Below are 25,306 nucleotides of genomic sequence, written 5' to 3'. Positions count from 1 at the left end.
TATCCCGTTCCGAGGCGCTCGCAGCCTCGTATAATGCGCGACATTATGGGCGCTCCCCCGCCCCCTGCAACCTGTCAGGACTTACTTGATGCTCAAGGCACTGCGTTTTTTTGGATGGCCATTGCTGGCTGGCGTGCTGATCGCGATGATGATTATTCAGCGTTACCCCCAGTGGGTGGGCTTACCGAGCCTTGATGTGAACCTGCAACAGGCCCCGCAAACCAATACGATGGTGCAAGGCCCGGTGACCTACGCCGACGCCGTGGTCATCGCCGCCCCTGCGGTGGTCAACCTGTACACCACCAAGGTCGTCAACAAGCCGGCGCACCCGCTGTTCGAAGACCCGCAGTTCCGCCGCTATTTCGGCGACAACAGCCCCAAGCAGCGACGCATGGAATCCAGCCTGGGGTCCGGGGTGATCATGAGCCCGGAAGGCTACATCCTCACCAACAACCACGTGACCACCGGTGCCGACCAGATTGTGGTAGCCCTGCGCGACGGCCGCGAAACCCTGGCCCGCGTGGTCGGCAGCGACCCGGAAACCGACCTCGCGGTATTGAAGATCGACCTGAAAAACCTGCCCGCGATCACCATCGGCCGCTCCGAAGGGTTGCGGGTCGGCGATGTCGCGCTGGCCATCGGCAACCCGTTCGGCGTCGGCCAGACGGTCACCATGGGCATCATCAGCGCCACCGGGCGTAACCAGTTGGGCCTCAACAGCTACGAAGACTTCATCCAGACCGACGCCGCGATCAACCCGGGCAACTCCGGCGGCGCGCTGGTGGATGCCAACGGCAACCTGACCGGCATCAACACGGCGATTTTCTCCAAGTCCGGCGGCTCCCAGGGCATCGGTTTCGCGATCCCGGTCAAGCTGGCGATGGAAGTGATGAAGTCGATCATCGAGCACGGCCAGGTGATCCGTGGCTGGCTGGGGATCGAAGTGCAGCCGCTGAGCAAGGAACTGGCCGAGTCGTTTGGCCTGACCGGGCGCCCGGGCATCGTGGTCGCCGGGATCTTCCGCGATGGCCCGGCGCAAAAGGCCGGCCTGCAACTGGGCGATGTGATCCTCAGCATCGACGGCGAACCGGCCGGTGATGGCCGCAAGTCGATGAACCAAGTGGCGCGGATCAAACCGACCGACAAGGTCACGATCCAGGTGATGCGCAACGGTAAAGAGCTCAACCTGACGGCGGAAATCGGCCTGCGCCCACCGCCCGCGCCGGTGACGGAAGAGGAATAACCCGCGTACTCCAGGTGCCCGTTCGCGGGCACCTGTAAGCACATATTTCAGAACCGAACCGCTGACATAATGACATGTTATATTGTTTCAATATCGCTATTGGAACGCTCTATCATGTTGCCTCGCACGTTTCCCCCCTTGGCCGGCCTGGCCTTGGGTTTGCTGCTGGACCCCGCCTGCGCCGAAGACACCCGCATTGAACTGGACGCCATCAGCGTCACCACCGACGCCTACGAATCCGCCACCGGCCCGGTCAACGGCTATCGCGCCACCCGCTCCGCCAGCGCAACCAAGACCGACACCGCGCTGCGTGACATCCCGCAATCCATCAGCGTGATTCCCGCCAATGTGCTCAACGACCTGGGCAGCACCGACGTGGAACGCGCCCTGGAATTTGCCGGCGGCGTCTCCAAGCAGAACAACTTCGGCGGCCTCACCCTCTACGAATACAGCGTGCGCGGCTTCACCACGTCGGAGTTCTACCAGGACGGCTTCAGCGCCAACCGCGGTTACCCGAGCACGCCGGACGCCGCCAATCTCGAACGCATCGAAGTGCTCAAAGGCCCCGCCGCCAGCCTGTACGGGCGCGGCGATCCCGGCGGCACGGTGAATATCGTCACCAAGAAACCCCAGCCCGACGCGTTCACCACCCTGCAAACCAGCGCCGGCAGTTGGGACCGCTATCGCACCGCGCTGGACGTGAACACCCCGCTCGACAGCGAAGGGCAACTGCTGACACGGGTCAATCTGGCGGTGGAAGACAACCATAGTTTCCGCGATCACGTAGACGCCAAGCGGGTGTTCGTCGCGCCGTCCTTCAGCTGGCAACTGGCCCCCGACACGCACCTGCTGGTGGAAAGCGAATTCGTGCGCCACCGCTCCACCTTCGACCGCGGCATCGTCGCGCCGCGCGGCATGTCGCGCTCCACCTTCCTCGGCGAGCCCAACGACGGCGACATCAACAACCACAACAACCGCCTCCAGGCCACCCTCGAACATCACCTCAACGACACGTGGGCCCTGCGCCTGGCCAGCCATTACAAACAAGGCAGCCTGTGGGGCGACGCTTCGGAAAACCGCGCGCTGAACAGCGACGGCCACACCGTCAACCGCCGCTACCGCGAACGCTCCATGGGTTGGCACGACAGCATCACCCAACTGGAACTGCGCGGTCTGTTCGACATCGGTCGTTGGCAACATGAGCTGCTGATCGGCACCGAGTACGAGGATTACCGCAAGAAGGAACGCGTGACCGCCATCGCCGGCAGCCCCTACGCGATCGACATCTACAACCCGGTCTACGGCCAGCCCAAACCCAATGGCGAGCGCTCCGGCACTGACTTCTCCGAACAGGTAAAAAGCCAGGCACTGAACCTGCAAGACCAGATCGTCTTCACCGAACGCCTGCGCGGCATGCTCGGCGCGCGCTTCGAGCACTTCGAGCAACACACCGACGACTTCACCCGTCATCACGCCAAGAGCCGCCAGACCCACGACGCCCTGACCCAGCGCGCCGGCCTGCTCTACCAGCTCACACCTGAAGTCGGGGTGTTCGCCAACGCCTCGACCTCATTCAAGCCGAACAACGGCCTGGACGCTGGCGGCAAATCCTTCAAGCCTGAAGAGGGCGTGGGGTATGAAGTGGGGATCAAGAGCGAGCTGTTCGACGAGCGCCTCAGCGCCACCCTCGCCGCGTTCCACATCGAGAAGGAAAACGTGCTGACCGTGGACCCGGCCACCGACACCCAACGCGCCATGGGCAAGGCACGCAGCCAAGGGTTTGACCTGCAACTGAGCGGGCAACTGAGCGAGGCAGTGCGCGTGATCGGCGCGTTCGCCTACATCGATGCCGAAGTGACCAAGGGCGATAAAGCCATCCCCACCGGCAGCCGCATTCTCGGCGTGGCCAAGCGCAGCGGCAGCCTGTTGGGCGTGTATGAATTCCAGGACGGCACGTTGCGCGGTTCAGACGTGGGCGCGGCGTTCACCTATGTCGGTGATCGCTCCGGTGAAGCCGGCGGCAGTTTCGAACTGCCCGCTTATCACACCGTGGACCTGCTGGCGCATTACAAAGCCACCGACAACGTCACCGTGGGCCTGAACCTTAACAACCTGTTTGATGAAAAGTACTACGAACGCGCCTACAGCAACTATTGGGTCAGCCCCGGTGAACCGCGCAACTTCACGGTCAGCCTGACCCTCAACCTGTAACACGGTCAAACCTGTGGGAGGGGGCTTGCCCCCGATAGCGCTACAACAGTCACCTCACCCAGTGACTGGCAAACCGCTATCGGGAGCAAGCCCCTCCCACATTACAGTGCCACGGGGGCCCGCTCGCACAGGGTGTTAAGCGCCACCGCCCACTGCTCGCTGTCATTCAAGCACGGCACCAGCACCAACTCCTCGCCGCCCGCTGCGCGGAATTGCTCCCGGCCACGGTCGCCGATCTCTTCCAGCGTCTCGATGCAGTCGGCCACGAACGCCGGGCACATCACCAGCAGCTTTTTCACGCCTTGCTGGGCCAACGCTTCCAGGCGTGCCTCGGTGTAGGGTTCGATCCACTTCGCCCGGCCCAGGCGCGACTGGAATGCCACCGACCATTTGCCGTCCGGCAGCCCCATGCGTTCGGCAAAATTGCGGGCGACGCTGAAGCACTGTGCGCGGTAACACGTGGCAAGCACCTGCGGCGAAGCGTTGCGGCAGCAATCGGCATCCTTGAAGCAATGCGCGCCGGTAGGGTCGAGCTTGGTCAGATGACGCTCGGGCAGGCCGTGGAAACTCAGGAGCAGGTGGTCGTACTCCTGCGCCACGTAAGGCCGCACGCTCGCCGCCAACGCATCGAGGTACTCCGGCTGATCGTAGAACGGTTGCAGGATCGAGAACTGCACCTTGAGCTTCTTGTCGCGCACCACCCGCTGGGCTTCTTCAATCACCGTGGTCACGGTGCTGTCGGCGAACTGCGGGTACAACGGCGCCAGGGTGATTTTCTGAACGCCCTGGGCGGCCAGGCGCGTCAGGGTCGTTTCAAGGGACGGCTCGCCATAACGCATCGCCAGCTCCACCGGACCCTGGGTCCACTGCGCAGTCATTTTCTGTTGCAGGCGCTGGCTGAGCACCACCAGCGGCGAGCCTTCCTCCCACCAGATCGAGGCATAGGCATGGGCCGACTGCTCGGGACGCTTGATCAGGATCAGCGAAACCAGCAAGCGCCGCACCGGCCACGGCAGGTCGATCACGTAAGGATCCATCAGGAACTGATTGAGGTAGCTGCGCACATCGGCCACCGAAGTAGACGCCGGTGACCCCAGGTTGACCAGTAACAACGCGTGATCCGTCATGCAACATCCTATCTCTAGAGGCGGCTGGACAAGTCGTCCAAGGCCGCCTTCAACTCAGTGAACTGGAAAGTGAAACCGGCCGCCAACAGGCGTTCGGGCAAAGCTTTCTGGCCGCCCAGCAACAAACCGGACAACTCGCCCAACCCCACCTTCAACACGAAGGCCGGCATGGGCATGAACGCCGGGCGGTGCAGCACCTGGCCCAACGTCTTGGCAAACTCGCGGTTACGCACCGGGTGCGGCGCGCAGGCATTATAGGGACCGCGGGCGTCGTGCTGGTGCAGAAGAAAATCTATCAGCGCGATTTGATCGTGGATATGCACCCACGGCATCCACTGCCGACCATTCCCAATCGGCCCGCCCAGTGCCAGCTTGAACGGCAGCAACAGCCGCGACAAAAAGCCGCCCTCGGCCGCCAGCACCAGCCCGGTACGCACCAGCACCACACGAATGCCCAGGGCTTCGGCGCGCTGGGCGGTTTCTTCCCAGGCGACGCACAACTGGCTGGGGAAATCGTCCTGCACCGGGCCGCTGGCTTCGGTCAGTTCGCGCTCGCCGCCGTCGCCGTACCAGCCCACGGCAGAACCGGAAATCAACACCGCCGGTTTCTCCGCCAGGCCTTCCAGCCACACCAGCAGGGTTTCGGTCAGACTGATGCGGCTGCTCCACAGCAGCGCCTTGCGTTTATGCGTCCAGGGGCGATCGGCGATCGGCGCGCCGGCCAGATTAATGACCGCGTCCACCGGGCCGATAACCTCTTGCAGGCTAGCGACACCGCGCACCGCATCGCCACATAACCGGGCGACCTGTTCAGGGCGACGGCTCCACACCGTCAGGCGATGCCCTTGCGCCAGCCAATGTTGGCAGAGTTGACGGCCGATCAGGCCGGTACCGCCGGTCAGCAAAATATGCATGGGATCTTCCTCATGTAACGTTCGCCACCGATCACTGGTCTATTTTATAAGCAGGGATCATTTGCAATCGGGCGTGACATTGATTTAAGCCTCAGCTTTAACCATAGGTCACGCCAAACGATCAGGTACGCCAAAACTTATACCAAAAAACAATATTGTACAGCTATTGGTGTCGGCGTAGTCTGTACCCAACGGTAAAACGAGGCCTCCCATGACTGTCCCCATCGCGATCATCGGCACCGGCATCGCCGGTCTCTCCGCCGCCCGAGCGTTACGAGACGCCGGGCATGTTGTACAACTCTTCGATAAAAGCCGCGGCAGTGGTGGCCGCATGTCCAGCAAGCGCAGCGACGCCGGCGCACTGGACATGGGCGCGCAGTACTTCACCGCCCGCGACCGCCGCTTCGTCAACGAAGTGCAGCGCTGGCAAGGTAATGGCTGGGCCGAGCAATGGAAGCCGCAGCTGTATAACTTCAAGTCCGGCGAACTCACGCCCTCCCCCGATGAACAGATCCGCTGGGTCGGCACGCCGCGCATGAGCGCCATCACCCGCGCCCTGCTTGACGACCTGCCGGTGCAGTTCAGCTGCCGTATCACCGAAGTGTTCCAAGGCAAACGGCACTGGAACCTGCTGGACGCCGACGGCGGCAACCATGGTCCGTTCAGCCACGTCATCATCGCCACGCCCGCCCCGCAAGCGACCGCCCTGCTGGCCGCCGCACCGAAGCTGGCAAGTGCCGCCGCCGGCGTGAAGATGGACCCGACCTGGGCCATCGCGCTGGCCTTCGACAAGCCGCTGGAAACCCCGATGGAAGGCTGCTTCGTGCAAGACAGCGCCCTCGACTGGCTGGCCCGCAACCGCAGCAAACCGGGGCGCGACACCGTCCTCGACACCTGGGTGCTGCACGCCACCAGCGCCTGGAGCAAAGAACATCTGGACCTGCCCAAAGAAGCAGTGATCGAACACCTGCACGGCGCCTTCGCCGAACTGCTGCACAGCGCCATGCCCGCGCCTTCGTTCAGCCTGGCGCACCGCTGGCTCTACGCACGACCGTCCAGCGCCCATGAATTCGGCGTGCTGGCCGACGCCGACCTGGGCTTGTACGTCTGTGGCGACTGGTGCCTGTCGGGCCGCGTGGAAGGCGCCTGGCTCAGTGGCCAGGAAGCCGCGCGACGCTTGATCGAGCACCTGTAATGAACCGCATAAACCCCGCTAAATTGCTGCTGTCGAAGTGGACAGCAGCACACCCGCGCAACAAGGAAAAACACTTCCTGGTCACCGAACTGTTTTGTGATGAAGAAGGCAACGTGCTCGACATCGAGCTGCAAGCCGTCATGACCCGGCGCGGAGAACGCCTGCCCTGGCAAACCCTGCAAAGCGCCGAGGACTGGCGAATCGGCTGGAAATAGCCCTCGCACAAATACTTGTACAAAGCATTTGACTTGTACAGCATCAAACCTATGATGAGATTTAGCTGTACATGCTTTTACGCTTGTACAGGAATCTTGCAGAGGTTTGCCCATGTCCAGCACCCCGTCCTTCATGCCGAAGATTGGTATCAGCGCCTGCCTGCTGGGCGAGAACGTCCGTTTCAACGGCGGCCACAAGCAATCGCAACTCTGCAGCGAGGTGCTCGCCGCGTACTTCGACTTTGTGCCGTTGTGCCCGGAAGTGGCGATCGGCCTGGGCATTCCCCGGGAGACCATTCGCCTGGTGGGCGATGCCGCGTCCCCTCAAGCCGTCGGCAGCGTGCATCGCGAGCTGAACGTCACCGCGCCGCTGGGTGAATACGGCGAAAAAATGGCCGCCGAGCACAGCGACCTGTGCGGCTATATCTTCATGCAGAAATCGCCGTCCTGCGGCCTGGAACGGGTCAAGGTCTACCGTGAAAACGGCGCACCGGTGGACGGCGGCGGGCGTGGCATCTATGCCCAAGCCTTTTGCGCGCGCCACCCCAACCTGCCTGTGGAAGAAGACGGCCGCCTGAATGACCCGGTGCTGCGGGAAAACTTCCTGACCCGCGTCTTCGTCTACGCCAGCTGGCAACAATTGCTCGGCGAAGGCCTGAGCCGCCATCGCCTGCTGGCCTTTCACGCGCGCTACAAATACCTGCTGATGGCCCACAGCCCGGCGCATTACAAAAGCCTCGGCAACCTGCTCGGCGGCATGGCCAAGGGCGAGGACCTCGACGCATTGGGCAGCGGCTATTTCAGCGCGCTGATGAGCGGCCTGAAAAAGTGCGCCACCCGCGGCACCCACACCAACGTGCTGCAACACATCAGCGGTTACCTCAAACAGGCCATCAGCGCCGACGACAAACAGGAAATGCAAACCGTGATCGGCCAATACCGCCAAGGCATCGTGCCGCTGGTGGTGCCGCTGACCTTGCTCAAGCACCACTTTCGCCTCCACCCGGACCGCTACATCGCGCAGCAGGCTTACTTGCAGCCACACCCGGAAAATCTCAGCCTGCGCAATGCGATCTGAACCATGAAAAACCTCATGACCGCAACCTTGCAAGACGAACCCGGCGAAGATATCGCCCAAGCCCTCGAAGACGGCTGGCTGCCGATCCGTGAAGTGGCGCGCCAGACCGGCGTCAACGCCGTGACCCTGCGCGCCTGGGAACGCCGCTATGGCCTGATCGTGCCGCAGCGCACGCCCAAGGGTCACCGGCTGTTCAGCCGCGACCATGTGCAACGCATCCACACCATCCTCACCTGGCTCAATCGCGGCGTGCCGGTCAGCCAGGTGAAAAACCTGATCGACTCCGCGCACGTCGCTCCCGACGCCGTCGAAAACGAATGGCACACCCTGCGCCAGACCCTGGTGCAGGCCATCAGCGAACTGGCCGAACGCCGGGTCGACGATGCCTTCAACCAGGCCATGGCGCTCTACCCGCCGCGCACCCTGTGCGAACAACTGCTGCTGCCGCTGCTCCGCGAACTGGAGCAACGCTGGCAGGGCCAATTCGGCGCGCAGATGGAACGGGTGTTCTTCCTGTCCTGGTTGCGCAGCAAGTTCGGCGCGCGGATCTATCACAACAATCGCCAGTTGCACGGCGCACCGCTGCTGCTGGTGAATCATTCCGACCTGCCCCTGGCACCGCACCTGTGGCTCAGCGCCTGGCTGGCCAGCAGCGCCGACTGCCCGGTGGAAGTCTTCGACTGGCCGCTGCCGACCGGTGAACTGGCGCTGGCCGTGGAACACCTGCAACCGCGGGCGGTGCTGCTGTATTCAAGCCAGGCGCTCCATTTGTCGGCACTCGCAAAACTTCTGGGCGGCATCGCTTGCCCAAAGTTGATCGTCGGACCAACGGTATGCATCCACCAGGCCGAGCTGACGGCATTAGCTGGCGACACCCCTGAATTGTTCGTCGCCGAAGACCCATTGGCGGCTCACCAGATACTGATCCAGCATGGACTCGTTTAAATGCACTTGATCTGGCTGCGCACCGACCTGCGCCTGCATGACAACACCGCCCTGACCGCCGCGAGCCAGCGCGGCCCGGTGGCGGCCGTATACCTGATCACCCCGCAGCAATGGCTGGCCCACGATGATGCGCCGTGCAAAGTCGACTTCTGGCTGCGCAACCTGCAGCACTTGAGCCAGGCCCTCGGCGCGCTGAATATTCCCTTGCTGATCCGCCGCGCCGCGACCTGGGACCAGGCGCCCGCCGTACTCGGCCAGCTGTGCCGTGAGCTATCGGTCGAGTCGGTCCACGTCAACGAGGAATACGGCATCCACGAAAGCCGTCGCGATGCGGCGGTGGCCAAGGCTTTGGAAGCCGACGGCGTGAGCTTCCACCGTTACCTCGACCAATTGTTTTTCCAGCCCGGCAGCGTGCTGACCAAGACCGGCACCTACTTCCAGGTGTTCAGCCAGTTCCGCAAAGTCTGCTACGCCCGCCTGCACAGCGCCCTGCCGCGCCGGGTGGCCACGCCCAAGACCCAAGCGGCCCTCGCGCTGACCAGCGACCCGGTGCCGCAACAGGTCGACGGTTTCGAAACGCCGAGCGAAACGCTGCGCGCCCTCTGGCCCGCCGGTGAAGACGAAGCGCGCCGCCGCCTCGACGCGTTCGCCGCGCAGCAGATCAGCTACTACAAGGATGAGCGCGACTTCCCGGCCAAGCCCGGCACCAGCCAGCTGTCGGCGTACCTCGCGGCGGGCGTGGTTTCGCCGCGCCAGTGCCTGCATGCCGCGCTGCAGCGCAACCAGGGCGAGTTCGAAAGCGGCGATATCGGCACGATCACCTGGGTCAACGAACTGCTCTGGCGTGAGTTCTACAAGCACATCCTGGTGGGCTACCCGCGGGTGTCCCGTCACCGCGCCTTCCGCCCCGAAACCGAGGCGGTGGCCTGGCGCGACGCGCCCAACGACCTCGCCGCCTGGCAGCAGGCGCGCACCGGTTTGCCGATCATCGACGCGGCCATGCGCCAACTGCTGGAAACCGGCTGGATGCACAACCGCCTGCGCATGGTGGTGGCGATGTTCCTGACCAAGAACCTGCTGATCGACTGGCGCGAAGGCGAGCGCTTTTTCATGCGCCACCTGATCGACGGCGACCTGGCAGCCAACAATGGCGGCTGGCAGTGGAGCGCCTCCACCGGCACCGATTCGGCGCCGTATTTCCGGATTTTCAGCCCGCTGAGCCAGTCGCAGAAATTCGACCGCGACGGCGTGTTCATCAAGCACTGGCTGCCGCAACTGGCGACGCTGAATAAAAACGACGTACACGACCCGCAGGCCGCTGGCGGCCTGTTCGGCGTGGCCGACTACCCGCGCTCGATCGTCGACCTGAAACACTCCCGCGAACGTGCATTGGCGGCATTCCGCAGCCTGCCGTCGCGCCAGGCCGTCGGAGCCGAACATGAGTGACTTCCTGCGCCGCTTCGCCCAGGCCTTCGCCACTCTGGACAAGCACAACCTGCACCTGCTCGACAGCCTGTACAGCAAGGACATCGTCTTCACCGACCCGCTGCACGAGGTCCACGGGCTCACGCCGCTGCACCACTATTTCGCGCAGTTGTACGGTAATGTCAGCCAGTTGCGCTTCGACTTCCACGGCTTCGACCAGGTGGCCGAAGGCGAAGGTTACCTGCGCTGGAAAATGAGCTTTTGCCACCCGCGCCTGGCCAAGGGCAAGGTGATCCGAGTGGAAGGTTGCTCGCACCTGATGTGGCGCGACAAGGTGTACCGCCATCGGGATTATTTCGATGCCGGCGCAATGCTTTACGAACACTTGCCGGTGTTCGGCCGTGTGATCAGTTGGCTGAAAAGGAGAGTCGGATGAACCTCACACCGCCCCGTCGTTATTGGCTGACCGGCGCCAGCAGTGGCATCGGCGCCTCCCTCGCCGTGGAGCTGCTCAACAGCGGCGCCCACGTGGCCCTCAGCTCGCGCTCCAAAGGCCCGCTGCAAGCGCTCGCCCAACGCTTTCCCGGCCAAGTGCTGGTCGTGGCGGGCGACTTGACCAACAGCCAGACCGTGCGCGAAATCGGCGAACACATCGCCCAGGTCTGGGGGTCGCTGGACACCGTGATCCTCAATGCCGGCACCTGTGAATATGTCGATGCCAAGCAATTCGACGCGTCGATCGTCGAACACGTGGTACGCACCAACCTGCTCGCCAGCAGTTATTGCATCGAAGCCGCACTGCCACTGTTGCGCGCCGGGCGCGCACCGCATCTGGTGGGCGTGGCCAGCGCCGTGACCTACCTGCCGATGCCGCGCGCCGAAGCCTATGGCGCGTCCAAGGCCGGTTTGCGCTACCTGTTCGAATCCCTGCGCATCAGCCTGTCGCCGGAAAACATTGACGTCACCGTGATCAGCCCGGGCTTTGTCGACACCCCGCTGACCGAGCGCAATGACTTCCCGATGCCCCTGGCCTGGTCTGCCGACAAGGCGGCCCGGCATATCTTCGCCAAGCTGGACAAACGCCCACTGGAAATCGCCTTCCCGGCGATGTTCATCGCCACCCTGTGGCCGTTGTCGAAACTGCCGAATCGCGCGCAACTGATCATCGGCAAACGCATGCTGCGCAGCCCGCCGCCAAAAAAGGACGACCTGTGAAGATCGCGATTATCGGCAGCGGCATTGCCGGGCTGACCAGCGCCTACCTGCTCAGCCGTCGCCACGACATCACCCTGTTCGAAGCGGGCGATCGCATCGGCGGGCATACCCACACGGTCAACGTCACCGTCGAGGGTAAAAGCTATGCGGTGGACACCGGTTTTATCGTATTCAACGACTGGACCTACCCCAACTTCATCCGCCTGCTGGGTCAGGTCGGCGTGAAGTTCAAACCCACCGAGATGAGCTTTTCGGTGTGCGACCGCCGCAGCGGGTTCGAGTACAACGGCAATAACCTCAACAGCCTGTTTGCGCAGCGGCGCAATCTGTTGTCGCCGGGGTTCTGGGGCATGTTGCGCGATATTCTGCGCTTCAACCGCGAGGCGCCGGCGGACCTGCAAGCGCAACGCATCAGTGCCGACATGACCCTGGGTGACTACCTCGACGCCGGCGGCTACGGCCCGCGATTCATCCGGCATTACATCGTGCCGATGGGCGCAGCGATCTGGTCGATGTCCCTGGCGGACATGCTCGGTTTCCCCTTGCAGTTCTTTGTGCGCTTCTTCAAGAACCACGGCTTGCTGTCGGTGAGCAACCGCCCGCAATGGTGCGTGATCGAGGGCGGCTCAAGCCGCTACATCGAACCGCTGACCCGCGGCTTTCGTGAACGGATTCGCCTCGATTGCCCCGTGCATCGGGTCGAGCGCGATGCACAGGGCGTGACGATCCACAGCGCCGCGGGCACCGAAACCTTCGACAAAGTGGTGTTCGCCTGCCACAGCGACCAGGCGCTGGCCCTGCTGGGCGAGCCGAGCAGTGCCGAGCAGCAGATCCTCGGCGCCCTGCCCTACGCCGACAATGACGTGGTGCTGCACACCGACACGCGCCTGCTGCCAGACCGCAAACTGGCCTGGGCCAGCTGGAACTACCGGCTCAGCGGCAATGCGCAGAGCCAGGCGGCGGTGACCTATGACATGAACATCCTGCAAGGCATCGACAGCGCCACGACCTTTTGCGTCAGCCTCAACCAGACATCGATGATCAACCCGCTGAAGATCCTCGCCCGCTACACCTATGCCCACCCGCAATACAGCCTGGCGGCCGTGGCCGCACAAGCGCGTTGGGAAGAGTTGAACGGTGCGCAGCATACCTATTATTGCGGCGCCTATTGGGCCAACGGCTTCCACGAAGACGGCGTGATCAGCGCCTTGCGCGTGGCCCAGGCGTTTGGAGAAGCCCTGTGAACAGCGCCTTGTACAGCGGCTGGATCGCCCATCGCCGGTTTGCGCCCAAGGCCCACGCCTTTCGCTACCGCATCGGCTTGCTGTACCTGGACTTGAGCGAACAGGACGCAGTGCTCGGGCTGTCGCCCCTGGCCGGCGCAGGTCGCCTGGCCGCCTTCGGCTTTCGCCAGCAGGATTACCTGCGTGAACTCACCCGTCACGGCATGAGCCTGAGCGATGCCGTGCGCCAGCACGTCGGCAAGGCGCTGGGGCGTACACCCCAGGGCGCTATCTGCCTACTGACTCAGGCCCGCAGTTGGGGCCTGGCGTTTAACCCGGTGAGTTTCTTCTACTGCTTCGAGGCCGACGGACAATTGGCCGCGATCCTGTGTGAAGTGACCAACACCCCATGGCGCGAGCGCTATCACTACGTGCTGCCGGCCCTGGCGCTGGGCGCCGCAGAGCATCAGCACTTCGCCGTGGCCAAGGCGTTTCATGTATCGCCGTTCCTGCCGCCCGACCTGGAATACCGCATGAGCTTCAGCCCGCCCGCCGCCAGGCTTGGGGTCCACATGGCCGACTGGCAGGGCGATCGGAAAGTCTTCGACGCCACCTTGAGCCTGCAGCGCGAAGCCCTCAGCCGCGCCAGCCTGCACCGCTATCTGTGGCGCTTTCCGTGGATGACCGCCAAGACCTGCCTGGCGATCTATTGGCAGGCCCTGCGCCTGTTGCTCAAACGCACACCGATTTTTCCCCATCAGGCCGCCGATGGCGCCTCTCGCACCGCCGTCGGGTACACCAAGGATCGCCGCCATGAAATCCCCTAGCTTATCGGTCAAGGCCAACCGCCTGAACGTCAACGGCGTGACCACCGTACTGCTGCGCAAAGCCGTGCTGCGGCAACTCAGTCAATTGCGCCACGGCCAACTGGTGCTGATCGAGGACGGCGAACGCCAAGTGTTCGGCGCCCGCGAAGCGCATCTGCTGGGCGAGATCCAGATCCTCGATTCGGCGGTGTGGGGCCTGGTGGCGGCCAACGGCTCGATCGGTGCGGGCGAAGCGTTTATCCATGGTTATTGGAGCAGCCCGGACCTGACCGCCGTGGTGCGTGTGATGGTCAGCAACCTGGAAGTGCTCGACGCGCTGGAGGGCGGCCTGGCCAAGCTGGCGCGGCCGTTCACCCAAGGCTTGCATTGGCTCAACCGCAATACGCGCAAGGGTTCGCAGAAGAACATCGCCGCCCACTATGACCTGGGCAACGACCTGTTCGAAGAATTCCTCGACCCGACCATGATGTATTCGGCGGCGCAGTTCCTGAGCGCCGAAGACACCCTGGAACAGGCGCAACTGAACAAGCTGGAACGCATCTGCCAGAAACTCGCGCTTAAACCCACCGACCATCTGCTGGAGATCGGCACCGGTTGGGGCAGCATGGCGTTGTACGCGGCGCGGCACTATGGCTGCAAAGTCACCACCACGACCTTGTCCAGGGAACAGTTTGTCTACACCCAGCAACGCATCGCCGCCATGGGGCTGCAAGACCAGGTGACGCTGCTGTTGCAGGACTACCGCGACCTGAGCGGCCAATACGACAAGCTGGTGTCCATCGAAATGATCGAAGCGGTGGGCCATCGCTTCCTGCCGACCTACTTCAAACAGTGCGCGCGCCTGCTCAAGAGCGATGGGCTGATGCTGCTGCAAGCCATCACCATCCGTGAGCAACGCTTTGAACAGGCCAAGAACAGCGTCGACTTCATCCAGCGCTATATCTTCCCCGGCGGCGCCCTGCCCTGTGTGCAGAACATGCTGCAGATCATCAGCCGCGACACCGACATGAACCTGCTGCACATGGAAGATTTCGGCCTGCATTACGCGCGAACCCTGCGCTTGTGGCATGAGAACTTTCGCCGCGCTCACGGCCGTCTCATGGAATTGGGCTACGACGAATACTTCCTGCGGTTGTGGGAGTTTTACCTGTGCTACTGCGAAGGCGGCTTTATGGAGCGCACCATCGGCACCGCGCAGTTGCTGCTGGCCAAGCCGGCAGCCATCAACCCGCCGTTGCTTGGGCGTTTCAGTGCTTAACCAATGCGCCGGGTACGCTAACGTCTGTCAGCCCTTTCACACCTGTGTCACCCGCTTGCCTTACACTGCGTGCCTATGACCAACATCCCCCACACCCAAATCACCACCCCCGCCGTCACCTGCTCGACGTGCGCGGCCTGCTGCTGCCAGCTGGAAGTCATGCTGATCACCGACACGGGCGTGCCCGAGCGCTATATCGACACCGACGATTGGGGCGGCGAAGTCATGCTGCGCCTGGACGACGGCTGGTGCGCAGCGCTGGACCGGGACACGATGATGTGTACGATTTATACGCGTCGGCCGCTGATCTGCCGGGAATTCGAGATGGGCGCGCCGGAATGCCTGACCGAACGCGAAGGGATTGCGACCGCTTACCGCTGATCTCAGGCCGACGAATATCTCAATGTGGGAGGGGGCTTGCCCCCGATAGCAGTGGGTCAGTTGGCAAATTCTGCGACTGACACTGCGCTATCGGGGGCAAGCCCCCTCCCACAGGTTTTGCAGGGTTTTGCAGGGTTCTGAAGTTACAGCGGCATCGTGTAGTGCAACGAGTAGTTTTCGATGCCGTCGTTATGGTCGCTGAGCCCGGCGTTGGAGTAGTGCATGGCACGAATGCCCACTTCATGCCCGCCGTTAAAGCGCAAACCGAAGCCCAGGCGGTCTTCGAACTGGAAGGCCTGGCCGAGGTTGTTGTCTTCCAACCGCGTGCGGGAGAATGCCGCCACCCCGATCCCGGCCTCGATGTAAGGCTTTACCGATTCCCCGGCGAACTCATACACAAATACCGGGGAGAACGACAGGCTGCTCGCGCCTGCACGGTGATCACCTTCCCAATAGGTGTATGCACCACTCCAATAGCCGGTCAGGCGACCGACGTCGCTCTGCATCCAGCTCTTATCCCAATCCGACGTCAGCCCCAATCGATAGGTGAGCGTCGAATCACCGGTGGCCCCCAGGCCAAACTCAAGGCCGGCGGCCTGCGCCGAAAAAGAGTGTCCCACCACAACGGCCGCAATCGCGGCCAAACAGAACAAGCGCTTCATAAGAAACATCCTTTCCGAACGAAGTTATAGGTTTTTACACAGGGAAATCTCGCTTATAGAAGCCGACTTACTGCCAGAAATTCAGCGTCTAACGGCGAATTTTGACGAAATTTTCACGAGCCGAAGCTTCTCACAACTCCGGGATGTTTCCATAGTGTCGGTAGGATATTTCTTAGATGACACACATCGCCGCTGGTCCAGAACTGGGCAGGGCCCGGAGTGCCGGCGGCCAGCAGATCGCGTTCGCCGAGCAGGCGCTTGAGTTGGCGGGCCACGGCGGCGCCGGTGTCGATCAGGCTGATGCCGGGGGGCAGCATCTGCGCCAGGAGCGGCTTGAGGAAGGGGTAGTGGGTGCAACCGAGGATGATGGTGTCGCAGCCGGCGCTGAGCAACGGTTCGACGTAGCTTTGCAACAACTGGCGCAGGGCCGGGCTGCCCAGGTCGCCGGTTTCAATCAGTTCCACCAGGCCTGGGCACGGCCGGGTGATCACCCGTACATCGGTGGCGAAACGGTCGAGCAACGCGGCGAACTTGGCGCTTTGCAGGGTGCCGGTGGTGGCGAGTACGCCGACCACGCCACTGCGGGTCGCAGCGGTAGCGGGTTTGACGGCGGGTTCCATCCCCACCAGCGGCCAGTCGGGGTAGCTCTTGCGCAAGTCGGCCACGGCAGCAACGGTCGCCGTGTTGCAGGCAATCACCAAGGCTTTGGCGCCGCGCTCGCGAAAAAACTCTGCAACCCGGTGTAAACGCTCGCAAATAAAGGCCGGCGTTTTCTCGCCGTAGGGGATGTACCCGCAATCGGCGACGTACAGCAGCGACTCATGGGGCAACAGTTGCTGGATTTCCTCGAGCACCGTCAACCCGCCGATACCGGAGTCGAACACACCGATCGGTGCATCCTTAACCATGCTGCGTCCCACACACACTGCAACCGGGATCGCGCTTGACGCGCAACTCACGGAAACGCGTGGTCAAGGCATCAATCAGCAACAAGCGTCCGACCAGGGGCTCACCGAAACCGGCGAGCAACTTCAATGCTTCCAGGGCCTGCAGGCTGCCGACCAGACCGACCAGCGGGCCGACCACGCCGGCTTCGCTGCAGGTCAGTTCGGTGTCGCTGCCGTGCCCGTATAAACAGTGGTAGCACGGGCTGTCGGCGCGCCGCGGGTCAAACACCGACAATTGCCCATCCAGGCGGATCGCCGCGCCGCTGACCAACGGCTTGCCGGCGGCCACGCAGGCGGCGTTGACCGCTTCGCGGGTGGAAAAGTTGTCGCTGCAATCGAGCACCACATCCACCGCCGCCACTGCCGCGGCCAGGGAGTCGGCATCCAGCGCAGTGCGATGGGCGAGCAGTTTGATCTCGGGGTTGAGCGCGGTCAGACGGCGGATGGCCGAATCGACCTTGCTCAGGCCGACACTGTCCGTGTCATGGATGATCTGGCGTTGCAGATTGGTCAGGTCGACGGTGTCGAAATCCGCCAGATGCAACTCGCCGACCCCGGCGGCCGCCAGGTACAGCGCCACCGGCGCGCCCAGGCCGCCGAGGCCGACGATCAAGGCGCGACCGTTTTTCAGGCGCAATTGGCCGTCGATGTCGACCTGTTTCAACAGAATCTGTCGGCTATAGCGCAACAGCTCCTGGTCGCTCAGCATGGCCGGCGCCCCAGGCTGATGCGTTCGTGGCCGCCGAGGTCGATGCGGCTGTGGACGCCTTCAAAGCCCTGACTCAGCAGCAGGTCACGCACCGCCGCGGCCTGGTCGTAACCGTGTTCCAGCAACAACCAACCGCCCGCGTTGAGGTGGGCCGGCGCCTCGGCGATGATCAGCCGCAGGTCGTCCAACCCATCATGGCCCGCCACCAGCGCGCTGGCCGGCTCAAAACGCACGTCGCCAGCCGCCAGGTGCGGATCGTTGGCGGCGATGTAGGGCGGGTTGCTGATGATCAGGTCGTAGGTGTGGCCTTGCAACGCGCTGAACCAATGACTGTTGAGCACAGTGGCATTGTGCAGGTTCAGGCGCTGGCGATTGCGTTCGGCCAGGGCCACGGCTTCGAGCACGCGGTCGACGGCGGTGACGTGCCAGGCCGGGCGCTCGCTGGCCAGGGCCAGGGCGATGGCGCCGCTGCCGGTGCCGAGGTCGAGCACCTTGGCCGGCGTGGCGGGCAATAATTCCAGGGCCGCCTCGACCAGCAGTTCGGTGTCCGGGCGCGGGATCAGCGTGTGGGGCGCGACTTCCAGGTCCAGCTTCCAGAAACCTTGCTGGCCGAGGATGTAGGCCACCGGCTCACCGGCGCGGCGGCGTTGCAGGTAATCGGCGAAGGTCAGCGCGGCTTCGCTGCTGACGATTTTTTCCGGCCAGGTGTGCAGGTAGCTACGGGACTTGCCCAGGGCAGCCGCGAGCAACAGCTCCACGTCCAGGCGTGCGGTGGGCGAGTCGGGCAGGTCGGCGGCGCGGAGCAGGCTGGCGATGATGGTCATTTATTCACCTATCGCCGCCAATTGGTCGGCCTGGTATTCGACGAGCAACGGCTCGATCACCGCGTCGATGCCACCGGCGAGAATCTCGTCCAGGGAGTAGAGCGTGAGGTTGACCCGGTGGTCGGTGACCCGGCCCTGGGCAAAGTTGTAGGTGCGGATGCGCTCGGAACGGTCGCCCGAGCCCACCAGCAGTTTGCGTTCACTGGCAATCGCGTTGGCGGCGGCGCTGGTCTGCTGGTCATTCAATTTGGCCGACAGCCAGGACATGGCCCGCGCCCGGTTCTTGTGCTGCGAACGCTCTTCCTGGCATTCAACCACGATGCCCGACGGCAAGTGCGTGATGCGGATCGCCGAGTCGGTCTTGTTGATGTGCTGACCACCGGCACCGGATGAACGGTAGGTGTCGACGCGCAGGTCCGCCGGGTTGATCTCGATGGCTTCCTGCTCGTCCGGCTCGGGCAACACCGCCACGGTACACGCCGAGGTGTGGATACGGCCTTGGGATTCGGTGGCCGGCACCCGTTGCACGCGGTGCGCGCCGGACTCGAATTTCAGCTTGCCGTACACGTTGTCGCCTTCGACGCGGGCGATGACTTCTTTATAGCCGCCGTGTTCGCCTTCGTTCTCGGACAGGATCTCGACGCGCCAGCCACGCCGCTCGGCATAACGCGAGTACATGCGGAACAGGTCGCCGGAGAAAATCGCCGCCTCGTCGCCGCCGGTGCCGGCGCGGATTTCGAGGAACACGTTGCGCCCGTCGTTGGGGTCCTTGGGCAGTAGCATGCGTTGCAGGTCGCCTTCGAGCTCGGCCAGTTTGTCTTTGGCTTCACGGACTTCTTCCACGGCCATTTCACGCATGTCCGGGTCGCTGTCCTTGAGCAGGGCCTGGGCGCCCTCCAGGTCGGCCTGTACTTTCAACAGGTTCTGATAGGTGAGCACAATGGGCTCAACTTCGGCGTATTCCTTGGAATAAGCGCGGAACTTGGCCTGATCGGAGATGACCTCGCCGTCGCCGAGCAACGCAGTCAGTTCTTCGAAACGGTCCTGGAGCACGTCCAGTTTGTTGAGCAGTGACGCTTTCATTACGGTTTTTTATCCGAAGAGCTATCTGACGCGCCCTCACCGAGGGCAAAGAGTTCCTGCGCCATGGCCAGCGCATCGAGGCGGCCTTCGGCAGTGAGTTTTTTCAGTTGTACGCTGGGAGCGTGCAGCAACTTGTTGGTCAAGCCGCGGGCCAGTTGCATCAGCACGTCTTCGGCGTTGCCGCCATTGGCCAATAAGCGCTGGGCCTTGCTCAACTCCTCGTCGCGCAGGCGTTCGCCCTGTTGACGATACGCTTTGAGCACGTCCACCGCCGCCAGTTCGCGCAGGCGCACCATGAAGTCTTCGGCGCCGACGCTGACCATTTCCTCGGCGGCCTGGGCTGCGCCCTGACGGCTCTTGAGGTTTTCGGCGACCACTTCGTGCAGATCGTCGACGCTATACAGGTAAACGTCGTCCAACTCGCCGACTTCAGGCTCGATATCCCGGGGAACGGCAATATCCACCATGAAGATCGGCTTGTGCTTGCGCAGCTTCAGCGCGCTTTCTACCGCGCCTTTACCCAGGATCGGCAACTGGCTGGCGGTGGAACTGATGACGATGTCGCTGCGCACCAGCTCGGCCGGGATATCGGCCAGCAGCACGGCGTGGGCGCCGAACTGTTCGGCGAGGATGCTGGCACGCTCCAGGGTGCGGTTGGCCACCACGATACGCTTCACGCCGAGGTCGTGCAGGTGACGGGCGACCAGGGTGATGGTCTCGCCGGCACCGATCAGCAAGGCCTGGCTGCGCTGCAAGTCGCTGAAAATCTGTTTGGCCAGGCTGACGGCGGCAAACGCCACGGACACCGGGTTTTCCCCGATGGCGGTGTCGGTGCGTACCTGCTTGGCGGAATTGAACGTGGCCTGGAACAGGCGCCCCAGCAGCGGCCCCACGGTGCCAGCCTCACGCGCCACGGCGTAGGCGGATTTCATCTGGCCGAGGATCTGCGGCTCGCCCAGGACCAGCGAATCGAGACCGGACGCCACACGCATCATGTGACGAACTGCCGCATCGTCCTCATGCACATAAGCGCTCGCGCGCAGGTCATTGAAGTCCAAATGGTGGTAATCGGCCAGCCAGCGCAGCACGACATCCGCTGAAAGATGCTCCTGCTCTATATAAAGCTCGCTGCGATTGCAGGTGGAAAGGATCGCAGCTTCGCGGCTGTCGGTGAGTCGGCAGAGCTGCTGCAAGGCCTCAACCAACTGCTCAGGCGTAAACGCCACGCGCTCGCGCACGTCTACGGAGGCAGTCTTGTGGTTAATACCGAGTGCGAGGAAGGCCATTCAATATCGCTGATGATGTCGGGAAGCCGACAATTGTCCTACTTCGATAGATTCAGAACAACCACCGTCGTCTATTGTCCCTATACGTTGTGCCTATAAAGGCATCCACTGAGACTCGGTTATGTTTGGCCGAAGGCTTGTGTCATGATGATCCGACCGCAGGTTAGTCGTCCTCTTCCTATATGAATAGATCCTCCGCGTTGCTCCTCGCTTTTGTCTTCCTCAACGGCTGCCAGGCCATGGCCCCCGTGTCGACCGACGGTACACCGCCGGTGGAAGAGAGCACCCCAGCCCCTGAAAAGCCCAAGGTTTACTCCTCGTTCACTGAAGATACGGTGTACAGCCTGCTGACCGCAGAACTGGCCGGCCAGCGCAATCGTTTCGATATTGCGCTGGATAATTACGTGACCCAGGCCATCAATACGCAAGATCCGGGCATCTCGGAGCGGGCGTTTCGCATCGCCGAGTACCTGGGGGCCGACCAGGCTGCGCTGGACACCTCGCTGATCTGGGCGAAAAACGCGCCGCACGACCTGGAAGCACAACGGGCGGCAGCCATTCAATTGGCGCGCTCGGGGCGCTACGACGACTCCATGACCTATATGGAGAAAGTCCTGCAGGGCAAGGGCGACACGCATTTCGACTTTCTTGCGCTGTCGGCGGCCGATACCGACCAGGACACGCGCAACGGGCTGATGAAGAGTTTCGACCGCCTGCTGCAAAAACACCCGAAGAACAGCCAGCTCGTGTTCGGCAAGGCCTTGCTGCTGCAACAGGACGACGAAGCCGAAGCCGCGCTGAAGCTGCTGGAACAGAACCCGCCGGAAGAAGGCGAGATCGCGCCGATCCTGCTGCGCGCACGCCTGTTGCAGAACCTCAATCGCGGCAAGGAAGCGATTCCGCTGCTGGAAAAAAGCATCAAGAAGTACCCGGACGACAAGCGCCTGCGCCTGACTTACGCACGCACGCTGGTGGAGCAGGACCGCATGGAGGACGCCAAAGTGCAGTTCGCCAACCTGGTCCAGCAATACCCGGACGATGACGAATTGCGCTACTCCCTGGCGCTGGTGTGCCTGGAAGCCAAGGCCTGGGACGAGGCCAAGGGCTATCTGGAAGAGTTGATCGAGCGCGAAAGCCATGTGGACTCGGCGCACCTGAACCTCGGCCGCATCGCCGAAGAAAACAACGATCCCCAGGCCGCCCTGCTCGAATACGCCAAGGTCGGCCCCGGCAACGACTACCTGCCCGCCCAGTTGCGCCAGGCCGACATTCTGATGAGCAACGGGCGCACCGACGAGGCGGAAAAACGCCTGGTCGCGGCGCGCGAGGCGGAACCGGACTACGCGATCCAGCTGTACCTGATCCAGGCCGAAACCTTGTCGGCCAACAATCAGGCCGAGCGCGCCTGGAAAGTCTTGCAACAAGCCTTGCTGCAATACCCCGACGACCTGAACCTGCTCTACACCCGTGCGATGCAGGCGGAAAAACGCAATGACCTGGCGCAGATGGAAAAAGACCTGCGCCTGATCATCAAGCGCGACCCGGACAACGCCATGGCGCTCAATGCCCTGGGCTACACCCTGTCCGACCGCACCACGCGTTACGCCGAAGCCAAGGTGCTGATCGAACAGGCCCACAAGCTCAACCCGGAAGACCCGGCCGTACTCGACAGCCTGGGCTGGGTGAACTACCGCCTGGGCAACCTGGACGAGGCTGAGCGCCTGCTGCGCCAGGCGCTGGAGCGCTTCCCCGACCAAGAAGTCGCCGCCCACCTGGGCGAAGTGCTCTGGGCCAATGGCAAACAGCGCGAAGCCCGACAAATCTGGGAGAAGTTCCTCAAGGAACAACCCGAAAGCCCCATCCTGCGCGGCACCATCAAGCGCCTGACCGGTTCCGAGACCCTTTAAGTTTATGTTCTTGCGCCACTTTATCGTTTTCAGCTTCATCGCCTTGCTCGCCGGTTGCGCGGGCTTCGGTGCCCGCGAGTCCGTTGAGGGTCAGGGCAACCCGGCGCAATGGAAACAGCACAAGGCCCAGCTCAGCAGCATCGATGGCTGGCAGATCGAAGGAAAAGTCGGGGTACGCGCGCCGAAAGATTCCGGCAGCGGCACCTTGTTCTGGCTGCAACGCCAGGACTACTACGATATCCGCCTGTCCGGCCCATTGGGGCGCGGCGCCGCCCGCCTGACCGGCCGACCGGGGCAAGTCAGCCTCGAAGTGGCCAACCAGGGTCGCTACGAAGCCGTCTCCCCGGAGGCGCTGCTGGAAGAGCAGATCGGCTGGAAACTGCCGGTGTCGCACCTGGTCTGGTGGGTACGCGGCTTGCCCGCCCCCGACAGCAAAAGCCGCCTGAGCCTCAATGGCGACAGCCGCCTGGCCTCCCTGGAGCAGGACGGCTGGCAGGTCGAATACCTGAGCTACGTGCAACAGAGCGGTTATTGGCTGCCCGAGCGGATCAAACTGCACGGCACCGACCTTGATATCACGCTGGTGATCAAGGACTGGCAACCACGCAAGCTGGGGCAATAACGTGACCGTAGAGAAACTGACACTGCCCTCCCCGGCCAAACTCAATCTGATGCTGCACATCCTGGGACGCCGCGAAGACGGCTACCACGAGTTGCAGACGCTGTTTCAATTTCTCGACTACGGCGATGAACTGACATTCGCCGTGCGCGACGATGGCGTGATCCGACTGCACACCGAATTCGAAGGGGTGCCCCACGACAGCAACCTGATCGTGAAGGCCGCGAAAAAACTTCAGGCGCAATCGGGTTGCGCCCTGGGCATCGACATCTGGATCGATAAAATCCTGCCCATGGGCGGCGGCATCGGTGGCGGCAGCTCGAATGCCGCGACCACACTGCTGGGCCTGAACCACTTGTGGAAGCTCGGCTGGGACCTCGATCGCCTGGCCACGCTGGGCCTGACACTGGGCGCCGACGTCCCGGTTTTCGTGCGTGGGCACGCGGCTTTTGCCGAGGGCGTGGGAGAAAAACTCACCCCGGAAAACCCCGAAGAGCCTTGGTATGTCGTGCTTGTCCCGCAAGTATCTGTAAGTACAGCAGAAATTTTTTCAGATCCACTGTTGACACGTAACTCTCCTCCCATTAAAGTGCGCCCCGTTCCCAAGGGAAACAGTCGAAATGACTGCTTACCGGTTGTAGCAAGGCGTTATCCAGAAGTACGTAACGCTTTGAATTTGTTAGGTAAATTTACCGAAGCAAAATTAACCGGCACTGGAAGTTGTGTGTTTGGGGGCTTCCCAAACAAAGCTGAAGCTGATAAAGTCTCGGCCCTTCTTACAGAGACCCTTACAGGGTTTGTAGCGAAAGGAAGCAACGTTTCGATGTTGCATCGCAAGCTGCAAAGTCTGCTCTAAAAGGAACCGAGTACTGGGTACTCGTTGCAACAGATACAGGGGCGTCGCCAAGCGGTAAGGCAGCAGGTTTTGATCCTGCCATGCGTTGGTTCGAATCCAGCCGCCCCTGCCATTTTCCTTTACTCATCCAGGTTACCCTCAGCCTCTAGGTACTGCGCGTGTCCAAGATGATGGTCTTTACGGGGAACGCCAACCCCGATCTGGCTCGACGTGTTGTTCGTCAGCTGCATATCCCTCTCGGTGACATCTCTGTCGGTAAATTCTCCGACGGCGAAATTACCGCCGAGATCAATGAAAACGTCCGCGGTAAAGACGTCTTCATTATCCAGCCGACCTGCGCTCCGACCAACGATAACCTGATGGAACTCGTCGTGATGGCTGATGCCTTCCGCCGCTCCTCAGCGACTCGAATCACAGCTGTAATCCCTTACTTTGGTTATGCCCGTCAGGATCGCCGTCCGCGTTCCGCACGTGTAGCTATCAGCGCGAAAGTCGTGGCTGACATGCTCACCGTGGTAGGCATCGACCGTGTTCTCACGGTTGACCTGCACGCTGACCAAATCCAGGGGTTCTTCGATATTCCGGTAGATAACATCTACGGCTCCCCCGTATTGGTGGATGACATCGAAGACCAGCGCTTTGAAAACCTGATGATCGTGTCCCCGGACATTGGTGGCGTCGTGCGTGCACGGGCTGTCGCCAAATCCCTGGGCGTTGATCTCGGGATCATCGACAAACGCCGCGAGAAAGCCAATCACTCTGAAGTGATGCATATCATCGGTGATGTCGAAGGGCGTACCTGTATTCTGGTTGATGACATGGTCGACACCGCCGGCACCCTGTGCCACGCGGCGAAAGCCTTGAAAGAGCACGGTGCGGCAAAAGTCTTCGCCTACTGCACACACCCTGTGCTGTCGGGCCGAGCGATCGAGAACATCGAGAACTCAATGCTGGACGAACTGGTGGTGACCAACACCATCCCGTTGTCCGCTGCAGCTCAAGCCTGTCCGCGTATCCGCCAACTGGATATCGCACCGGTAGTTGCCGAAGCGGTTCGCCGCATCAGCAACGAAGAATCGATCAGCGCGATGTTCCGTTAAGGGTCAAACCTTCGGATCACCTCACTGACGAAAAGCGCCCCGCCCCGGCATATTGT

At 62.4% G+C, this 25,306-nt stretch carries 25 protein-coding genes and 1 tRNA gene; 18 read left to right on the top strand and 8 right to left on the bottom strand.

Annotated elements, in window-relative coordinates:
* Positions 1-88: 88 nt before the first annotated feature.
* A complete protein-coding gene (algW, locus tag NR164_RS18795; RefSeq protein WP_017845499.1) occupies positions 89-1,243 on the top strand; it encodes a Do family serine endopeptidase AlgW in 1,155 nt (384 codons plus the stop codon).
* A 114-nt stretch (positions 1,244-1,357) separates the two neighbouring features.
* Positions 1,358-3,454: a TonB-dependent siderophore receptor gene (locus NR164_RS18790; protein WP_256823095.1), complete on the top strand. Its 2,097-nt coding sequence runs from the start codon at positions 1,358-1,360 to the stop codon at positions 3,452-3,454.
* A 101-nt stretch (positions 3,455-3,555) separates the two neighbouring features.
* On the opposite strand, the gene hemH is transcribed toward NR164_RS18790, so the two are convergent.
* Together hemH and NR164_RS18780 are read right to left on the bottom strand one after the other, a co-directional pair.
* Complete coding sequence (hemH, locus tag NR164_RS18785; RefSeq protein ID WP_017845501.1) at positions 3,556-4,581, bottom strand: ferrochelatase; 1,026 nt, start codon at positions 4,579-4,581, stop codon at positions 3,556-3,558.
* A 14-nt stretch (positions 4,582-4,595) separates the two neighbouring features.
* The gene (locus tag NR164_RS18780) at positions 4,596-5,495 is read right to left on the bottom strand and encodes a TIGR01777 family oxidoreductase (protein WP_046384748.1); all 900 of its coding nucleotides are present in this window, start codon (positions 5,493-5,495) and stop codon (positions 4,596-4,598) included.
* A gap of 211 nt (positions 5,496-5,706) precedes the next feature.
* Between NR164_RS18780 and NR164_RS18775 the strand changes: the two genes are divergently transcribed.
* The 11 genes from NR164_RS18775 to NR164_RS18725 all read left to right on the top strand — a co-directional run bounded on the left by NR164_RS18775 (position 5,707) and on the right by NR164_RS18725 (position 15,257).
* A complete protein-coding gene (locus tag NR164_RS18775; RefSeq protein ID WP_017845503.1) occupies positions 5,707-6,690 on the top strand; it encodes an NAD(P)/FAD-dependent oxidoreductase in 984 nt (327 codons plus the stop codon).
* The gene (locus NR164_RS18770) at positions 6,690-6,905 is read left to right on the top strand and encodes a TIGR02450 family Trp-rich protein (protein WP_017845504.1); all 216 of its coding nucleotides are present in this window, start codon (positions 6,690-6,692) and stop codon (positions 6,903-6,905) included. The genes NR164_RS18775 and NR164_RS18770 overlap by 1 nt, the downstream gene beginning before the upstream one ends.
* Before the next feature lie 112 nt (positions 6,906-7,017).
* Positions 7,018-7,983, top strand: a complete 966-nt coding sequence (locus NR164_RS18765; protein WP_256823094.1) for a DUF523 and DUF1722 domain-containing protein — start codon at positions 7,018-7,020, stop codon at positions 7,981-7,983.
* A 15-nt stretch (positions 7,984-7,998) separates the two neighbouring features.
* The gene (locus tag NR164_RS18760) at positions 7,999-8,928 is read left to right on the top strand and encodes a MerR family transcriptional regulator (protein ID WP_256823093.1); all 930 of its coding nucleotides are present in this window, start codon (positions 7,999-8,001) and stop codon (positions 8,926-8,928) included.
* Complete coding sequence (gene phrB / locus NR164_RS18755) at positions 8,929-10,374, top strand: deoxyribodipyrimidine photo-lyase (RefSeq protein WP_177029666.1); 1,446 nt, start codon at positions 8,929-8,931, stop codon at positions 10,372-10,374.
* A complete protein-coding gene (locus NR164_RS18750) occupies positions 10,367-10,789 on the top strand; it encodes a nuclear transport factor 2 family protein (RefSeq protein ID WP_017845508.1) in 423 nt (140 codons plus the stop codon). The genes phrB and NR164_RS18750 overlap by 8 nt, the downstream gene beginning before the upstream one ends.
* Positions 10,786-11,568, top strand: coding sequence for an SDR family oxidoreductase (locus tag NR164_RS18745; protein WP_046384752.1), 783 nt, complete (start codon positions 10,786-10,788; stop codon positions 11,566-11,568). The genes NR164_RS18750 and NR164_RS18745 overlap by 4 nt, the downstream gene beginning before the upstream one ends.
* Positions 11,565-12,812, top strand: a complete 1,248-nt coding sequence (locus NR164_RS18740; protein WP_017845510.1) for an NAD(P)/FAD-dependent oxidoreductase — start codon at positions 11,565-11,567, stop codon at positions 12,810-12,812. Before NR164_RS18745 ends, NR164_RS18740 begins: the two co-directional genes overlap by 4 nt.
* The gene (locus NR164_RS18735; RefSeq protein ID WP_046488052.1) at positions 12,809-13,618 is read left to right on the top strand and encodes a DUF1365 domain-containing protein; all 810 of its coding nucleotides are present in this window, start codon (positions 12,809-12,811) and stop codon (positions 13,616-13,618) included. The genes NR164_RS18740 and NR164_RS18735 overlap by 4 nt, the downstream gene beginning before the upstream one ends.
* Positions 13,605-14,876, top strand: coding sequence for a cyclopropane-fatty-acyl-phospholipid synthase family protein (locus tag NR164_RS18730; protein ID WP_256823092.1), 1,272 nt, complete (start codon positions 13,605-13,607; stop codon positions 14,874-14,876). Before NR164_RS18735 ends, NR164_RS18730 begins: the two co-directional genes overlap by 14 nt.
* Positions 14,877-14,951: 75 nt before the next feature.
* A complete protein-coding gene (locus NR164_RS18725) occupies positions 14,952-15,257 on the top strand; it encodes a YkgJ family cysteine cluster protein (RefSeq protein WP_026139835.1) in 306 nt (101 codons plus the stop codon).
* Between the two features lie 143 nt (positions 15,258-15,400).
* Here the strand turns inward: NR164_RS18725 and NR164_RS18720 are convergent, their stop codons facing one another.
* The 6 genes from NR164_RS18720 to hemA all read right to left on the bottom strand — a co-directional run bounded on the left by NR164_RS18720 (position 15,401) and on the right by hemA (position 20,768).
* The gene (locus NR164_RS18720; protein ID WP_046384755.1) at positions 15,401-15,919 is read right to left on the bottom strand and encodes an acyloxyacyl hydrolase; all 519 of its coding nucleotides are present in this window, start codon (positions 15,917-15,919) and stop codon (positions 15,401-15,403) included.
* A 113-nt stretch (positions 15,920-16,032) separates the two neighbouring features.
* Positions 16,033-16,827, bottom strand: coding sequence for a glutamate racemase (gene murI, locus NR164_RS18715; protein ID WP_104903974.1), 795 nt, complete (start codon positions 16,825-16,827; stop codon positions 16,033-16,035).
* The gene (locus NR164_RS18710; protein WP_046384757.1) at positions 16,820-17,575 is read right to left on the bottom strand and encodes a molybdopterin-synthase adenylyltransferase MoeB; all 756 of its coding nucleotides are present in this window, start codon (positions 17,573-17,575) and stop codon (positions 16,820-16,822) included. Before NR164_RS18710 ends, murI begins: the two co-directional genes overlap by 8 nt.
* A complete protein-coding gene (gene prmC / locus NR164_RS18705) occupies positions 17,569-18,399 on the bottom strand; it encodes a peptide chain release factor N(5)-glutamine methyltransferase (RefSeq protein ID WP_017844399.1) in 831 nt (276 codons plus the stop codon). The genes NR164_RS18710 and prmC overlap by 7 nt, the downstream gene beginning before the upstream one ends.
* Positions 18,400-19,482, bottom strand: coding sequence for a peptide chain release factor 1 (gene prfA, locus NR164_RS18700; RefSeq protein ID WP_017844400.1), 1,083 nt, complete (start codon positions 19,480-19,482; stop codon positions 18,400-18,402).
* Entirely contained in the window at positions 19,482-20,768 is a 1,287-nt protein-coding gene (gene hemA / locus NR164_RS18695; RefSeq protein WP_017844401.1) for a glutamyl-tRNA reductase, read from the bottom strand. Before hemA ends, prfA begins: the two co-directional genes overlap by 1 nt.
* Positions 20,769-20,950: 182 nt before the next feature.
* Between hemA and NR164_RS18690 the strand changes: the two genes are divergently transcribed.
* From NR164_RS18690 to NR164_RS18670, 5 genes are all read left to right on the top strand, one after another.
* On the top strand, positions 20,951-22,675 hold the full coding sequence (locus NR164_RS18690) for a tetratricopeptide repeat protein (RefSeq protein ID WP_026139722.1): 1,725 nt from the start codon (positions 20,951-20,953) through the stop codon (positions 22,673-22,675).
* A 4-nt stretch (positions 22,676-22,679) separates the two neighbouring features.
* Positions 22,680-23,297, top strand: coding sequence for a lipoprotein insertase outer membrane protein LolB (lolB, locus tag NR164_RS18685; RefSeq protein ID WP_046488043.1), 618 nt, complete (start codon positions 22,680-22,682; stop codon positions 23,295-23,297).
* A 49-nt stretch (positions 23,298-23,346) separates the two neighbouring features.
* Positions 23,347-24,150, top strand: a complete 804-nt coding sequence (ispE, locus tag NR164_RS18680; RefSeq protein ID WP_186352149.1) for a 4-(cytidine 5'-diphospho)-2-C-methyl-D-erythritol kinase — start codon at positions 23,347-23,349, stop codon at positions 24,148-24,150.
* A 37-nt stretch (positions 24,151-24,187) separates the two neighbouring features.
* A tRNA-Gln gene (locus tag NR164_RS18675) sits at positions 24,188-24,262 on the top strand.
* Between the two features lie 46 nt (positions 24,263-24,308).
* Complete coding sequence (locus NR164_RS18670) at positions 24,309-25,250, top strand: ribose-phosphate pyrophosphokinase (protein WP_017844405.1); 942 nt, start codon at positions 24,309-24,311, stop codon at positions 25,248-25,250.
* The last annotated feature ends 56 nt before the right edge of the window (positions 25,251-25,306 follow it).

It is taken from the genome of Pseudomonas sp. Pse79, assembly GCF_024519615.1.
Classification (GTDB): Bacteria; Pseudomonadota; Gammaproteobacteria; order Pseudomonadales; family Pseudomonadaceae; genus Aquipseudomonas; species Aquipseudomonas veronii.
Note: the sequence above shows the minus strand (reverse complement) of the source record. Positions and strands in the feature narration are given on the sequence as shown.

What these genes read in the sequence shown, in the direction of transcription:
- NR164_RS18730 (WP_256823092.1), top strand. Translation starts at nt 13,605, where the DNA reads ATGAAATCCCCTAGCTTATCGGTCAAGGCCAACCGCCTGAACGTCAAC.
- NR164_RS18765 (WP_256823094.1), top strand. Translation starts at nt 7,018, where the DNA reads ATGTCCAGCACCCCGTCCTTCATGCCGAAGATTGGTATCAGCGCCTGC.
- NR164_RS18725 (WP_026139835.1), top strand. Translation starts at nt 14,952, where the DNA reads ATGACCAACATCCCCCACACCCAAATCACCACCCCCGCCGTCACCTGC.
- algW (WP_017845499.1), top strand. Translation starts at nt 89, where the DNA reads ATGCTCAAGGCACTGCGTTTTTTTGGATGGCCATTGCTGGCTGGCGTG.
- NR164_RS18720 (WP_046384755.1), bottom strand. Translation starts at nt 15,919, where the DNA reads ATGAAGCGCTTGTTCTGTTTGGCCGCGATTGCGGCCGTTGTGGTGGGA.
- ispE (WP_186352149.1), top strand. Translation starts at nt 23,347, where the DNA reads ATGCTGCACATCCTGGGACGCCGCGAAGACGGCTACCACGAGTTGCAG.
- prfA (WP_017844400.1), bottom strand. Translation starts at nt 19,482, where the DNA reads ATGAAAGCGTCACTGCTCAACAAACTGGACGTGCTCCAGGACCGTTTC.
- lolB (WP_046488043.1), top strand. Translation starts at nt 22,680, where the DNA reads ATGTTCTTGCGCCACTTTATCGTTTTCAGCTTCATCGCCTTGCTCGCC.
- murI (WP_104903974.1), bottom strand. Translation starts at nt 16,827, where the DNA reads ATGGTTAAGGATGCACCGATCGGTGTGTTCGACTCCGGTATCGGCGGG.
- NR164_RS18750 (WP_017845508.1), top strand. Translation starts at nt 10,367, where the DNA reads ATGAGTGACTTCCTGCGCCGCTTCGCCCAGGCCTTCGCCACTCTGGAC.
- phrB (WP_177029666.1), top strand. Translation starts at nt 8,929, where the DNA reads ATGCACTTGATCTGGCTGCGCACCGACCTGCGCCTGCATGACAACACC.
- NR164_RS18780 (WP_046384748.1), bottom strand. Translation starts at nt 5,495, where the DNA reads ATGCATATTTTGCTGACCGGCGGTACCGGCCTGATCGGCCGTCAACTC.
- NR164_RS18775 (WP_017845503.1), top strand. Translation starts at nt 5,707, where the DNA reads ATGACTGTCCCCATCGCGATCATCGGCACCGGCATCGCCGGTCTCTCC.
- NR164_RS18690 (WP_026139722.1), top strand. Translation starts at nt 20,951, where the DNA reads ATGAATAGATCCTCCGCGTTGCTCCTCGCTTTTGTCTTCCTCAACGGC.
- NR164_RS18745 (WP_046384752.1), top strand. Translation starts at nt 10,786, where the DNA reads ATGAACCTCACACCGCCCCGTCGTTATTGGCTGACCGGCGCCAGCAGT.
- NR164_RS18770 (WP_017845504.1), top strand. Translation starts at nt 6,690, where the DNA reads ATGAACCGCATAAACCCCGCTAAATTGCTGCTGTCGAAGTGGACAGCA.
- hemA (WP_017844401.1), bottom strand. Translation starts at nt 20,768, where the DNA reads ATGGCCTTCCTCGCACTCGGTATTAACCACAAGACTGCCTCCGTAGAC.
- hemH (WP_017845501.1), bottom strand. Translation starts at nt 4,581, where the DNA reads ATGACGGATCACGCGTTGTTACTGGTCAACCTGGGGTCACCGGCGTCT.
- NR164_RS18760 (WP_256823093.1), top strand. Translation starts at nt 7,999, where the DNA reads ATGACCGCAACCTTGCAAGACGAACCCGGCGAAGATATCGCCCAAGCC.
- NR164_RS18790 (WP_256823095.1), top strand. Translation starts at nt 1,358, where the DNA reads ATGTTGCCTCGCACGTTTCCCCCCTTGGCCGGCCTGGCCTTGGGTTTG.
- prmC (WP_017844399.1), bottom strand. Translation starts at nt 18,399, where the DNA reads ATGACCATCATCGCCAGCCTGCTCCGCGCCGCCGACCTGCCCGACTCG.
- NR164_RS18710 (WP_046384757.1), bottom strand. Translation starts at nt 17,575, where the DNA reads ATGCTGAGCGACCAGGAGCTGTTGCGCTATAGCCGACAGATTCTGTTG.